Annotated in this window: 14 protein-coding genes; 3 read left to right on the top strand and 11 right to left on the bottom strand. The window is 70.6% G+C overall.

What is annotated here, in order from left to right:
* Positions 1-22 precede the first annotated feature (22 nt).
* The 8 genes from C3488_RS00185 to C3488_RS00150 all read right to left on the bottom strand — a co-directional run bounded on the left by C3488_RS00185 (position 23) and on the right by C3488_RS00150 (position 6,651).
* Positions 23-544 carry a hypothetical protein gene (locus C3488_RS00185; protein WP_258053222.1) on the bottom strand — a complete coding sequence of 174 codons (522 nt, stop codon included), beginning with the start codon at positions 542-544 and terminating at the stop codon, positions 23-25.
* Positions 545-750: 206 nt separating this feature from the next.
* Positions 751-2,865 (bottom strand): hypothetical protein, encoded by a 2,115-nt coding sequence (locus C3488_RS40330; protein ID WP_103837219.1) that lies wholly within the window; start codon positions 2,863-2,865, stop codon positions 751-753.
* A gap of 1 nt (position 2,866) precedes the next feature.
* Complete coding sequence (locus tag C3488_RS00175) at positions 2,867-4,453, bottom strand: hypothetical protein (protein WP_103837218.1); 1,587 nt, start codon at positions 4,451-4,453, stop codon at positions 2,867-2,869.
* An 85-nt stretch (positions 4,454-4,538) separates the two neighbouring features.
* Positions 4,539-4,817: a hypothetical protein gene (locus C3488_RS00170; protein ID WP_103837217.1), complete on the bottom strand. Its 279-nt coding sequence runs from the start codon at positions 4,815-4,817 to the stop codon at positions 4,539-4,541.
* Between the two features lie 64 nt (positions 4,818-4,881).
* Positions 4,882-5,220 (bottom strand): RRQRL motif-containing zinc-binding protein, encoded by a 339-nt coding sequence (locus C3488_RS00165; protein WP_103837216.1) that lies wholly within the window; start codon positions 5,218-5,220, stop codon positions 4,882-4,884.
* Positions 5,220-6,104, bottom strand: a complete 885-nt coding sequence (locus C3488_RS00160) for a DUF2637 domain-containing protein (RefSeq protein ID WP_103837215.1) — start codon at positions 6,102-6,104, stop codon at positions 5,220-5,222. Before C3488_RS00160 ends, C3488_RS00165 begins: the two co-directional genes overlap by 1 nt.
* Positions 6,101-6,385 carry a hypothetical protein gene (locus C3488_RS00155; RefSeq protein ID WP_103837214.1) on the bottom strand — a complete coding sequence of 95 codons (285 nt, stop codon included), beginning with the start codon at positions 6,383-6,385 and terminating at the stop codon, positions 6,101-6,103. Before C3488_RS00155 ends, C3488_RS00160 begins: the two co-directional genes overlap by 4 nt.
* Complete coding sequence (locus tag C3488_RS00150) at positions 6,382-6,651, bottom strand: DUF6284 family protein (RefSeq protein ID WP_103837213.1); 270 nt, start codon at positions 6,649-6,651, stop codon at positions 6,382-6,384. Before C3488_RS00150 ends, C3488_RS00155 begins: the two co-directional genes overlap by 4 nt.
* A 637-nt stretch (positions 6,652-7,288) precedes the next feature.
* Between C3488_RS00150 and C3488_RS00145 the strand changes: the two genes are divergently transcribed.
* The 3 genes from C3488_RS00145 to C3488_RS00135 all read left to right on the top strand — a co-directional run bounded on the left by C3488_RS00145 (position 7,289) and on the right by C3488_RS00135 (position 9,951).
* On the top strand, positions 7,289-8,086 hold the full coding sequence (locus C3488_RS00145; protein ID WP_103837212.1) for a GntR family transcriptional regulator: 798 nt from the start codon (positions 7,289-7,291) through the stop codon (positions 8,084-8,086).
* Positions 8,083-8,841, top strand: a complete 759-nt coding sequence (locus C3488_RS00140; protein ID WP_103837364.1) for a glycosyltransferase — start codon at positions 8,083-8,085, stop codon at positions 8,839-8,841. Before C3488_RS00145 ends, C3488_RS00140 begins: the two co-directional genes overlap by 4 nt.
* Positions 8,842-9,411: 570 nt before the next feature.
* Entirely contained in the window at positions 9,412-9,951 is a 540-nt protein-coding gene (locus C3488_RS00135; RefSeq protein WP_103837211.1) for a hypothetical protein, read from the top strand.
* Positions 9,952-10,150: 199 nt separating this feature from the next.
* Here the strand turns inward: C3488_RS00135 and C3488_RS00130 are convergent, their stop codons facing one another.
* From C3488_RS00130 to C3488_RS00120, 3 genes are all read right to left on the bottom strand, one after another.
* Positions 10,151-10,852, bottom strand: coding sequence for a class F sortase (locus C3488_RS00130; protein WP_258053221.1), 702 nt, complete (start codon positions 10,850-10,852; stop codon positions 10,151-10,153).
* 111 nt (positions 10,853-10,963) lie between these two features.
* On the bottom strand, positions 10,964-11,917 hold the full coding sequence (locus tag C3488_RS00125) for a hypothetical protein (protein ID WP_103837210.1): 954 nt from the start codon (positions 11,915-11,917) through the stop codon (positions 10,964-10,966).
* 323 nt (positions 11,918-12,240) lie between these two features.
* Positions 12,241-13,113: a bifunctional DNA primase/polymerase gene (locus C3488_RS00120; RefSeq protein WP_103837209.1), complete on the bottom strand. Its 873-nt coding sequence runs from the start codon at positions 13,111-13,113 to the stop codon at positions 12,241-12,243.
* Between the last annotated feature and the right edge of the window lie 10 nt (positions 13,114-13,123).

Here is a 13,123-nt window from a genome sequence, read left to right as displayed (position 1 = left end):
GAAGGGGGCCGCCGTTGCCGTTTCAGCGGGAGAGGTTGTTGCGGTTGCGGGCGATGAGCCCGTACGCCGGAGCGGTGATCGTGTTTGTCTCCTGCCGGACGGGTCCGGCGTAGTGGTGGTGGGTTTCGGTGTGGGTGGCCTTGATCGAGCGCACGGCCGATCCGATGGCGGCGGCGACGGCGGCCAGGGCGGCGATCGGGAGGGTGATGAACAGGACGCTGGTCAGGGTCACGGCGGCGAATCCTTGGCAGGCGAGCCAGATTCCGCACCCGACGCCGATGAACGCGGCGCCGGTGCCGATGCCGACGACGGCGGTGCCCGCGGCCCACGCGGGGACGATCCGGTGGTCCGGTTGCGGGACGGGCGGGGTGGTGCCGTAGGTGGGCAGGGGGGTGGGGTCGCGGTAGGCGGTGGGCATCTGCGGAACGGGCCGGTACGCCTCCGCGATGATCCGCTGCGCTTCGGCGGTGGCTTCGGCGTCGGTCATCCGCGGGTGGAAGCGGATGGGGTCGGGGGTGCTCTCGGCGGGGGTGTCGGGGTGCACAACGGGGTCCCTTCAACGCGGCGGGCAGCCTCCGCGCCGTGCGGTGGCTGCCCGTGCCTGCTTGTCGTCTCGCTTGTCGTGCGGCTTGTCGTCTGGCTTGTCGCTTGTCTTGTCTTGTCGCTTGTCGCCTTGCAGGTCACAAGCCGTTTCCGGGCCTCCAGGGCCGCCCCAGAGGCTTTTTTGGGGAGGCGACAAGCGACAAGTGATCAGTCCTCTGGAGGCTGCTCGGGGGCGTGCTGGCGGTGGACGTAACGGGCCTTGGTGCCCTCCCCGATCCGGACGGCGGTGCCGTCCGTCACCCACGTCTTGAGCCAGCCGACGACCGTCTGACGGGTCGTTCCGTACTCGTCGGCCAGGGCACGGGCGATCGCGGAGGCTCCGGTGCCCTCGGTGCCGGCGGCGAGCAGCAGCGCGAGCGCGGCCCGTTGTGCGGGGCTGTCCTGCTCGCCCCGCAGCGCGGACAGGTTCAGCCCGCCCGAGGCGGGCGGCGGCCCGTCGCTCGTCGGGGCGTGCGGGTCGGGCGCGGTGCCGAACTGTGCGTCGATCTCCTCGCGGAAGCGGCGCAGCATTTCGTCTTCCGGCGAGACCTGCTCCACCGGTTGCTCGCCCCGCAGCGCGGACAGGTTCAGTCCCGCCCCGGAAGGGGTGGCGTCCTCGGTGTCGTCGCTGGGGGCGCGGTCGAGCATCCATGCGGTGCGGTCGGCGTCCCAGCGGCGGGCGTAGGCGGGCCCGGCTGCCTTGGCGGACACGTCGTCCAGCCGGGGGTGGCGGTCGGAGGTGGCGGCGATGATCTCGCGGATCTGGTTGGGCAGGATGCGCCACGCTTTGAACAGCCCGGCGGGCGATTCGGGGGTGCCCATGAACCCAGCGCCCTTGTAGGGGGCTTGGTCGACGCGCAGGCCACGGGAGCCGGGGAACATCTTGGACAGGTCCATGCCCTCGGTCTCACCACCGGTGAGGGCAACCCGGACCTTGGCTTCGCGGCGGATCATCAGGTTGCTCAGCACGCTCCCGGTGGCCCCGAGGGCGGTGAGCACGGTGCGGATGCCCATGGCGCGGGCGATCCGGATCACTTCCAGGATCTTCTCTCCGAGCTTGCGGATCTGCCGGTCCGGGCTGGCCAGGATCTCCGCGCCCTCATCGATGACCAGCATGATCTGAGGGATTTTGGCGCTGATGGGCAGCAGGTCGGTGTTGTGGCGGGCCAGCAGATCCTGGTAGCCCATCTTGCGCTGCTTGGCGACCCGCACGGCGGTGTCCAGCATGGTCATGGCCTCATCGAACGTCCCTGCCAGCCAGTCGATCCCAGGGCGGACGGGCTTGCCGTCGTGTCCCTCGATCTCGCCGTTGAGTGCGGGCAGGACCCAGGGCAGGCCAGCGCTGCCGGCGTTGAGGTCGATGACCCAGGTCAGCATGTCCTCTGCGCGGGCGAACCCCGCGAGGATCGAATGGACCAAGTTGGTCTTACCGGAGCCGGTGGGGCCGACGATGAGCGCGCACTGTTCGCGCAGGTAGGCCCGGATCTCTTCGGCGTTGGTGCGGTAGCCCCAGGGGATGCCGGTGTGCAGGGACAGCGGCCCGTACTCGGCCGGGTAGGTCCGCTCTTCCTCCAGCACGTTGACGGTGGTCACGTCGATGATGACGCGACCCTGGTGGATGCCGGGGGAGGCGGTGGCGGTGCAGCCGTGCGGCAGACGGGCGTCCGCGGACAGCCGCGCCGACTCGGCCGCGATCTTGTTCCAGGTGGCGCCGCCGGGCGGGAGTTCGGCGTCGATGGAGTATCCGGTGCCGGTCTCCCACTTCTCGACACCCACCACGCGGATGGTGATGTTGCAGACGCGCTGTATGCGGTCCACCCACTCGGCGGCGATGGCCCGGCGCTCCGCTGACAGTTCGGCGGCGATCTGCCTCTGTTCGGCGGCGATGGCCTCCTCTTCCCGGGCTTCTTCGTAGAGGGCGGTGGAGCGGGCGGCGGCGCCGATGCCGACTCCGATGGTGGCGAGCGAGCCGAGGGCGGCCCAGGTCAGGGGACCGTGGGTCATGGCCCAGGTGGTCCACCCAGCGCCGACGAGCCAGGATGCGGCGCGGGTGGCCAGGGTGCGGCCGGCGTTGCGGACGCGCAGCCCCACGACGGTGTGTCCGAGGGCGCCGGCGGCGCCGACGGCGAGGGCCCAGCCGGGCGGCATGGCGGTTGCGGCGCCGGTGGTGGCGACGGCGAAGGCTCCGGTGGTGGCGGACAGGGCGCCGGTCACAGGTCCGTGACCGGCGGCCCAGTCCAGCACCGGGCCACTGCTCTGGTTGGCGGTGGCGGTGCTGCTCATCTCAGACGTTCCAGCCCTTCTCGGCCTCGTGGCCGTTGCGGGGGTCCTCGTGGCGGGCGATGTCCTGTTCGTGGGCCTGCCGGAACAGCGGCCCCATGTCCTCCGCGACCGCGACGGCGCTCATCAGGGCGCCGAAGATGTCGTTGAAGCCGTCCGCGACTTCCTTCTCCAGCGGAAACTCCGAGTCGGACCGCTCGGCGAGGATCTTCATCACGTTCGCCACGCTGGTCAGCGCGGCCGGGAGCCCTTCGACCATGGCCAGGATCTCCATGGCGTTCTCGGGGTCGTACTGGGTGGCGGCCTGCTCCATCTCGGAGGCGGCCTCTTCGAACCGGAAACCGGACACGTGCTCTCCTTCACTCACCTCGGATGTGCTGCTGCAGGTGGGGACCGTGGCCGCGGGGCGTTCCACGCCGTCCGCGATGCCGTCCGCACCGTCCTTGGCGGCCTCCGCATCGGCGGCGGCCTCCTGCTCGCGCAGGTCCTCGCGGGTGGCCTCATCCCGTGCGGCGCGCTGCTCGGTGGCCGTGCGGACCATGCGCCGGAAGAGGCGGCGGCCAGGGTTCATCAGCCACGGGATGTTGAACTTGCGGCCGATCGGGGTGGTCAGGCAGCCGAGCAGACCCACGGGCAGGGCGAGCAGGGCGGCGAGCAGGCGCCGCCCGTGGAAGCGGGCCGCGGACCTGCGCAGCGCCCGCCGCGCCGCCTTCCGGGCCGGGGCCTTACGCACCTGCGCGCGCTGCGCGGCGACCTTGCCACCGGTCTTGGCATCCCGCTTGGCCCGGTTCTTCGCGATCGCCGCATCCCGCACGGCGCGGGCCTTACGGACGGCGCCGCCCAGCAGGCGGCCCCCGCCCGTTCCGCCCTTGCCCAACCGGCTGCTGCCACCTGCGGCCTTGGCGTTACGGCGGGCGTCCGCGACCGCGCGCCGGGCGGCGGTGTTCTGCGCCCGCTTGTCCGCGCGAGAGGCACCTGCGGCCTGCTGCGCGGCTCGCAGGGCCCGTATCTGCCCCATGCGGCCCGCGGCCTTCCTCGTCGTGCCGGTGGGGTGCTTGGACGCGCTCTGACCGGCCTTGCCGCCGGTCTTTGCGCTGGTGGCGGTGCTGCCGTGGCGGGCCGTGGAACCGGCGCCGCGGTGCTGGCCCGGCGCGCTGCCCGACCGGCCACCGGAGCGACCGGCACGGGCAGCCGAGCGAGTGCCGCGGCTTCCGCTGCCGCCTGCTCCCGTCCCACTGTGGCGCAGGCCTGCACTGCGGGCGGCCGTGCGGCCAGCGGCCCGGGCCGCCGCTCGCCGGGCGTCGCGGCGGGGGTTGGGCTTGCGGGAGCGGGTGGCGGCGACCGTGCCGAGTACGACGGCGCCGGTCGCGGCGACCATGGCGGCGATGGGGCCGCTGGCCAGGGAGGCGGCGGCGACCATGCCCACGGTCGTGTTCGCACCGGTCAGGGCGAGGGGGACGACCGGCCAGCCGCCGGGCGTGTGCTCCACCTCCTTCACGTCCTTGGCCGCGGGGGTCTGCGGGTCGGGCGGCGGGGGCGGTGTGGTCGGGGCAGTCTCGACGGCTACCGGCTCGGTGCTGAGTTCCGTCATGCTGTGAGCACTCCTTTGGGGGAGTAGGGCCCGGCCGGGGCCGTGGAAAGTTGCCGGCCGGGCCTGCCAACAAGGGGCTGGGCTGCTAGAGCGCGCGGTGCGGGTGCCGGGCGGCGATCTCCTGCCAGCGCCGGTTCTCGGCGGCATCGGCGTTGGTCAGCCGCACCCGGAAGTCGCAGCCCGGCTGCTTGCACTGATGCGTCGTGGTCGACAACGCGTCGAGCACGCGGAAGGCCAAGCTGGTGAAGGTGGCCAGGCACGACAGCGAGCAGGCCACCAGCAGCGCGGCAGGGACGCCGTAGTCGGACAGCCGCACGCCGATCGCCCCGACCAGCGCCGCGCAGGCGACGACGATGCCGGACAAGACCAGACGACGACGGGGAGAAGTAGTGGGATTCACGCTCAACTCTCCAGTCGGTGAGTGGGGTTCAAGCGGCGCACTGTTCCTCGGGGTAGGCGCAGGACACACACATGCCGAGTGAGGGCGGAATGACGTATCCGGCATCCCGGCGGCACTCGGGGCAGGTGCGCCGGGCGGCGTTCGCTTTCGCCAGTGCCGCCCACTTGGCGGGCGTCATCGGCCGGACCGGCTTGGCGCGGTCGATCTCGTACAGGTAGGCCACCAGCGGCGGACGCCGACGCCGCGGACGCTCCAACTGCGCGGCCACGTCCTGACCACCGGGCCGCAACCCCTTCGCGCGGAGCTGACGACGAGTGGCCAACCCGTCCGGGGCGAGCCGCCACCGGTAGACCGGGATGCCGGCCATCACACGGCCGCTGTGTCCACGGCCCGCAGGTGCGGGCGGGACGGCTCCTCCTCGTCGCGGACGGCGAGGATCTGCTTGCGTCCCCAGGACTCGCTCATGCCGAACGCCTCGCCCAGCGCACGCGCGCTGAGCGGGCGGCCCGCCTGTGCGGACTCGGTGTACGCACGGCGTGCGTCCTGCCGCATCCGCTCCAACTCCGCCTCCTCGAACTGCTCCCGTCGCAACGCCTCATCGGCGCTCTCGGCCTCGGGCGTGCGGGCGGTGTGCGGGGCGTGCGGATCGGGTGCCTGCTCGGCGTCCGCACGGGCAGTGACCAGCGCGGACGGCTCCAAGGCGGGCGCAGTGGCGGCAGCGCCGGAAGGCACCGGGGCGGGTGCCTGCTCGGTGTGTGCGGGGGTGTGCGGGGCGGGTGCGGATTCCTGTCCGTCCGGCCCGCACACCGGCTCGATGGCGGCGGGGGTGCGGTGGTGGAGCACCTTGGCCACCAGGTCCGAACCGAAGTAGATCGAGCCGACCGGCAGCGACGAGGCGAGTAGGACCAGCACCCAGTTGCCCGCGTCCCACTGTGCGAGCCGCACACGGCCGGCGGTCGCGTTGTGCAGTGTGGGGACGAGCCCGTGCACGTAGTTCAGCACCAGCGACGCCAGGGTGTAGGTGGCCAGCACCCGCAGCGCGAACCGCCTGTCGTCGTCCGTCAGCACCAGCGTGGCCACCAGCGCCAGCGCCATCAGCCCGTCCACCACGAACGGGTACAGCAGCGCCGCGGTGGCGTCCGCACCAATCGCCTTCGCCACATCCCGCAGCGCGTTCCACGAGACCCGGAAGGCCATGGCGACGACCGTGACCAGCGCCAGGACGAGCAGGACCCTTCCCTTGCGGTTCACCGCTCACCCCCACCATCGGTCCACGGGGTGTAGGTGACGGGCCCGCGCTTCACCTGCTCACGCAGCGACGCGGCGGCCCAACCCACCTCGTGCCCGTCCTGCAGGATGCAGGCCAGGGTGACCCGCGCTTCCATCACCCGACGGGCAAGGAGCGTGGTGTAGGCGCGTTCGTCCGCATCGGTCAGGCCCGGCAGCGGAATGTCCAGCGCGTCATGGACCGCGCGCAGCAGCGCCGCAACCGGCTCCGGAAGGGAGTCGAGGCGTACGGTCTGCTCGCTCATGCCACACCCCCCACCGCATCATGGGCGGCGGTGTGGTTGGCCAGTGCCCGACGCGCGGCCAGCACCCGGCGGCGGGCCCGCCGCAGCCGGCGCGCGTCCACCTCCGACGGCGTGCGGTCCAGGGTGGTGATCTGCGCGTCCAGCAACTCCACTTCCGCGGAGATGAGCGGGAGCTCCCGCTCGATGGCGTCCAGTTCCGCGGCCGTCGGCTCGCGGTCGTACTCGTCGGCGGTAACAACCGCCTGAACAGCACCGATGTGCCTCATGGGTCGTAGCTCCTTAGACGGTGGAACGGCCCGAACAGCACCCCCGGAGTTCGCCCTCCGGGGGTGCGCGCCGTTGAAGTCGGAACATCCGGCTCCCCCGCCTCGCCCGTACGACCAGAGCGGCCGGACGGGCGAGGGAGGCAACCGGCCGCAGCGCTCACGCTGCGATCCAGAAGCGACCGGCTTCACCGGTGCGCCGTTGCCACGGAGCATCGATCCCGAGCCGGAAAGTCGGGCGCGTCATCGTCACTGCTCTGACGCCAGCAGGGCGGCGCGCACCGGGTGGCAGCCCAGGGGTTGACCTCCAGAAATGAAGGGATGATCCCCAGAGCTGTTCTCCAGAGCTGGCACGCAGGGCAGGACGTGTTCTCCTGTCTCGAAGTGGCCGCCGGCGGCCATCACCCGGGCCGCTACGGGGACGGGGAATCGCACCCCATCGACTTGGCACGCTGTTGAGTTGTCAAGCAACTGAGCTCAAGGCCAGGCAAACCAGATTGGTCAAAGCATCTTGCGATGGATCTGGCGCCATGGAGACTGTGGCACACCGCGGCGGGCGGGTCAACAACCAACGCAACATGGATAGAGGCAACTTGCGTTGGTCGTTGCGTGAGGGTGAGGGGGGTGAGAGAGTGCAGCCATGGCAAACACGTCGAAGTACCTGGAGCTGGCGGATGCGCTGGCCGCTGAGATTCGGAGGGGGGAGTACGCGCCTGGCGACCGGTTTCCCACCGTCAACGAGCTGGCCAGAGCGCACAACGTGGCCCCCAACACCGCCAGTCGGACGGTGCAGGTACTCAAGGAACGAGGTCTGCTCTCGGGCAAGGCCGGCGGCACCACCCGAGTGCGAGTGCAGCCAATCCATCAAGTCAGGGCCAACACCCGCTACCAAGTGGAAAAGGATCTTGTACTCCGGCCAGAAGAGGAACGCGCGACTACCGGCGTCGCGGAACTCGACACAGGCGTGTCGCTGTCGGCCATGTACGAGAACCAGGTCGAGCTGGACGTGATCCCGGCCCCGCCTGACGTAGCCGAAGCGCTCGGACTGGAGGCGGGAGCCCTGGTCCTACGCCGCACCAACACTCGTCGACACAAGGAAGGTGCAGGCGTCGGCAGGTCCATCTCGTACATGCCGCATGACCTCGCCAGCCAGAACCCGGAACTGTTCGACCTGGGACGAGAGCCTTGGCCCGGCGGCGCCCTCCATCAACTCCACACCGTGGGTGTCGAGGTCGACCGCATCGAGGACTGGGTGACAGCCTCCATGCCAACGGACACAGAGATGGAAGAGCAGGACATCCCCCCGGGAGTCCCAGTGCTCCGCGTGAGAAAGGTTTCGTACTCCACGACCGGTCAGGCCGTAGAAGTAACCGACATACCGCTACCTGCGGATCGCGTGGAACTCCGGTACGTCACACCTTTGAGGCGGTGGTCATGACTCGAATCATCAGCGTGGTAACGCCCGTCTATGACGGAGGCGAAAAATACCTGCGGGAAGCGTATGAGTCTCTTCGGGATGAGCGTGAGCGTCTTCCTGAAGGGTGGGATGTCCAGTGGCTCGTCCAGGAAGACGGGACCACGGGCAGGCCGCTAAACGCCATTCCAAAGGAGCCCTGGATCTCGCCTGGCATGGCGGGTAAAGGCGGCGCTGGGGTGGCCCGCACAATGGCCCTGCCGCGAGTAACCGGCGAGTTGGTACGGACGCTGGACGCAGACGACATGATCATTCCTGGAGGTCTGGCCCGGGAAATCGCCGCGATGGAAGAGCACCCGGAGATGGGATGGTGCGTCGCCGCGGGACTGGACCTGCTTCCCGATGGATCCACGGTCGCAGGGCCGTACGATCCCCCGGAGGGGCCTCTCACCTATGAGACGCTGCTGACTGCCTACGATGAGGACCGCTTTCCGGTAATGGGCCAACATCTGACGGTGCGAACGCCGTTGCTGCTCGCGGTAGGAGCGTGGCCGACTTTGCCTGCATGGGAAACAGTTGCCGTCGTTCTTTCCTGCGCTGCCGTCTCTGACGGGTGGATGATCGGAACTCCAGGTGGCTTTTACCGCAAGCATCCTGGCCAAACGACCGCGCAAGCCGCGTATGTCGGTATTGCTGACGCGGATCAGCTTCGAGTCGTCGTCAGAGCACAGGCGGAAGCCCTACGTGCCTCCGGTTGGCGGTGGCCTGAGGGAGGATGATGGCCACGGATCTTGGGAACGTCCGCGGGAGCCCTGCGGCCATCCTCTGGCCAACTTGGGCCGGAGGAAGCGGCTCGCATCGGCTAAGGCGCAGGTCAATGCGCATCTGGACACCTGAATCCGGCTGGTCTTGAAAACCGTCGTGGCGCAAGCCACCGTGGGTTCAAATCCCACACCCACCGCCAGACGGAACGGCCCCCGACCAGGTAATACGGTCGGGGGCCGTTCCACTGTGCGATGCCCGCTCGTCCCCGTGGTTTCCGGGGTCTCCCGCACGATCGGGCATGGGTGGGGCACGGCCGCCTTCTGATCCGTAGCTCTACGGAATCGGTCAACGGCGGCCATGGAGGTCACAGTGCGGCCCCTCAAACTGGCTGTCGGTCGTGGTCGGTTGCTGGGGTCGCTGTACTTCGCTGCTGTAGGCCCTGGAACCTGTTCGGCGCTGCGAACTGCGCCAATGATCGGCAAGATCGAGGTCATCTACAGCAATTGCCAGACCTCTGCGAAGAGCACCATCACGAGCTACGCCCCCCACTACGTCGGCTGGTACATCTGGGAGACGAACGCCTGATGGCGATCACCTGGCAGTCCGCCCGCCTGACCGGCTGCGCACTCATCGCCGCTCTGGCGGCAGCCGGCTGCACCTCCGGTCATCACGGCGGCACCACGGCAAGCCACCCCGCGCGAACGACCACCACCCCGCCCACGACAGCGACGGTCGGCGCATCCCCTGATCCCCACGCCCCATCCGTAGCCAAGGCCCCAGAGATCGCCTCAGACGGCATCACGGCCCTGGCAAGCGGCACCCAGGTGAAGGGCGATGCCGTCTACGAGATTCCTGGCGGGATCAAGGCAGGGCAGACCCTCGCGATCGCGATCGACTGCGAGGGTCCGGGCCGGCTCACCGTCGAGGTGCAGCCGACCAGCCTCTCCTTCCCCCTTCTGCGCGAAAAGGGAAAGGTGCTGTCCACCATGAACGAGATCCACATGAGCAGGAGCCGCTCCAGCGGTTCACTTCGCTTCACCTCGGAGCCGGACGTCACATGGTCGTTCGCGGTCGGCTGGGATCCCAACCCGCCCCAACAGCAGGAGCCCAGTACTCAGCTGTGACACGGGAAGGCTCAGGCCATCTACCAGCGAGGGCCGGTAGATGGCCTGACCTGTGTCTCGGGGCGGGACTTCGAACCCGCGGCCGCTTCGTCCCGAAGCGACTCGATGGGCGCCTGAACTGGTGCCGATGCGCCTCTCACCTGCTGCGATGGTCTGGCGTGTTCGTATCACCGGCGCGGCACGCCAGCCCCCGCGGGGCTCAGCTCGTGGAGGTTCGTACCAGGTCGGCGTACAGGATGATGTTGTCCGGGCGGTGGCCCGCGCGCAGGTCGCCGCCGCAGGTGATGACGCGCAGTTCGGGGCGGGAGGTGTCGCCGTACACCTGCTGGGTGGGGAAGTGTCTCTTGTCCACCTGCTGCAGGGTGCGTACGGCGAAGACGGCGGTGGAGCCGTCGGCGCGGTCGACGGTGATGGTGTCGCCGGGACGCACGCGTGCCACGTTGCGCAGGACGGCGGGCCCGTTGACGGTGTCGAAGTGGCCGATGAGTACGGCCGGTCCCGTCTGGCCGGGGGTGACGCCCTCCCGGTACCAGCCGATGCGGTCGGCCTGGGCGACGGACGGCACCTGGACGGTTCCGTCGGCGGCCAGGCCGAGTTGGAGGACCGGGGAGGTGTCGACGCCGGCGGCCGGGATGCGGACCCGCACGGGCGCGGATGCGGGTAGCGGAGCCGGTGAGGATGTGGGCGAGGACGCGGATGCGGGCGACGGCGGTGGGCCGGAGGTGGTGATGTTCGCTGCCGGGCCGTGTGCGGCGGGCGCCGGGGTGCCGGTGTCCAGGGCGATGGCCGTCATCCAGCCGCCGACGACCAGTGCTGCCGCCGCCGTGGCCGCGATCCAGCGCAGGCGGCTGCGGGAGGGCGGGGACGGGGGCGGGGCGTCCTGGGCTGGGGGCGCGTTCATCGGGGTTCCTCGGGGCTTCCTGGGCTGCGCTGGGGAGTGGCCTGGGGGAGATGCGGAAGGCGGGCCGCCGGTGATGACCGGTGGCCCGCCTGGGGCGGTGGTGACGGAAGGTCAGACACCGGCGCGGCGGCGGCGCACCACGTGACCGAGGCCGATCACGCCGCCCGCGGCCAGGACCGTGCCGCCCACCAGCAGCGTGGTGTTCTGCGAGCTGCCGGTGCCCTCGGCGCCCGCGGCGACGGCGCCGGTGGGGACGACCTTGGTCTGGGTGGCCGTGGTGGTCCGGGTGGTGCCCGTACCGGTTCCGGTGCCCGTGTTCAGGCAGTTCTTGGGGAGCTTGGGGAAGGGCGTAGTGCGCCAGGGGGAGTCGCCGCCCTGGTTGTTGTCGAGGAAGAGCGGGGCGGTGCTGTAGGCCTTCTCGATCTTCAGGCCGTTGACGGTGTCCTCGGGACGGTTGCGGTCAACGGTGGATACCGCCTTGCCCTTGCTGTCCCTCAGCACGGCCTTGGGGCCCTTACGGAGGCTGTTGGTCAGGTCGACCGTCCAGCCGCCGAAGCGGGAGGGGATGGTCCGCATCACGGTGCACTTGCCGATGACGGTGACGGTGCCGGTACCGGCGCTCGACCCGGACCCCGTTCCCGTGCCGGAACCGCTGCCCGTGCCCGTCCCCAGGCAGCCCTTCGGCAGGGCCGGGAACGGCGTCTGGCGCCACGGCGCCGGGTCGCCCTGGGAGCGGTCGAGGAAGAGCGGGGAGGTGGTGTCCGCGTTCTTGATCTTGAGGCCGTTGGCGAGGTCCTCGGGGTGGGCGCGGTCCACGGTGGACATCGTCTTGCCCTTGTCGTCCTTCAGTACGGCCTGGGGGCCCGCCGAGAGGCTGTTGGTCAGGTCGACCGTCCAGCCGCCGAAGGCGGAGGGGATGGTCTGCGTCGCGGTGCAGTGCGTGTCGGTGCCGGACTGCCCGTCGGCGGCGAAGGCGACGGCCGGCGTGAGCAGGGCGCCGGCGAGGGCGGCGGTGGCGACGGCGGTACGGAGGGTGAGACGGTGGCGCGCGAGCACAGCGGACATGGTGATCCCCCCAGGGATGACAAGAGTGGCGAAGCAAGAAGATCGCCCCGCGCGGTTTTCCGTCCGGCCCCCGGTTTCGGCCCTGGCGGGTGTGCGATGCAGTGAGTGTGACTGATCACATAACCGTGATCGATACGGGAACCGTCACCGCTGTGTAACAGCGCGACGGCCCACCTCTCCGGCCGCCAGGCCGCCCCGCCGTTCCCGGCCGCACGGTAGACGCATCGTGGTGGGTGGGCCGTCAGAGCCCTGGCCACGGCGGCTTGAACGGAACTCGGCCGGTCTCCCCGGCCATCCTCTGGCCAGCGTTCCTCGACCCCGTCTCAGGGCCGCTGCGCCGTCATCCGTGCCGCCGACGCCAGAGTCGAGCGGGCCTCGCGGGGCGTGAGGCCCGTGCGGATCGCCGCGTCGAGGAGGGCGGGAACCAGGTCGGGGCCGAAGCCGTTCTCGTAGGCCCGGCAGGCGGCCCAGAACAGGCGGGTGTTGCGCTGGCCCTCGTGCGCCGCGAGGACGAACTGGACCAGGCCCTGGCCGTGCCGGCCCGCCGACGAGGGAGTGGCGTGGCGCGGGCGCGGCGGGGGCGTGAGCAGGCGCAGGAGGGCGGGTGGGCAGGGTGCGGGCGGCAGTTGGGCGGTGCCCGGTGCCGTGCTGTACACGCCGTTGTCGGTGCGCGAGCCGGGTCCGACCAGGTAGCCGCCGGCGCCCCGGATGTCGATACCGGGTGCGAGGCGGCTCGCCGAGTTCGGTACGACGACGTCCGGCGGGCCGCTCAGCCACAGGTGGCGGCCGCCGCTCGGGGTGAGCACGACCACCGTCGCGGGGATGGTGAACAGGTGGCGCAGGGCGAGTTCGCGCAGGGCCGCCGAGGAGTCGGTGCCGGACTTGGTGTCGAGGTCGATGCCGATCAGATGGTGGGGGTGCAGACCGCAGGCGATGCCGTAGCCGGTGGCCCAGGGTGCGGCGGCGAACAGCTCGCGGATGCGGCGGGGGTCGGTGGTGGCGTCGTACACCCCGTGGCCGAAACGGCCGCACGCGCCGTGGCAGACGGGTGCCGAAGGGTCCGGGTCGTCGCGGTGCGGGGAACGCAGGGCCGGCAGTTTCGTACGGGACAGCGGGATCACCGCCAGCCCGCGCTCCGCGGCGGACAGGGCGTGGGCCAGGGCCAGGGTGGTGGCCTGCCGGTCGGTGGTGGCCATGCCCCTATGT

Origin of the sequence: Streptomyces sp. Ru72 (genome assembly GCF_002920635.1) — a bacterium.
In the GTDB taxonomy this organism is placed as follows: Bacteria; Actinomycetota; Actinomycetes; order Streptomycetales; family Streptomycetaceae; genus Streptomyces.
Note: the sequence above shows the minus strand (reverse complement) of the source record. Positions and strands in the feature narration are given on the sequence as shown.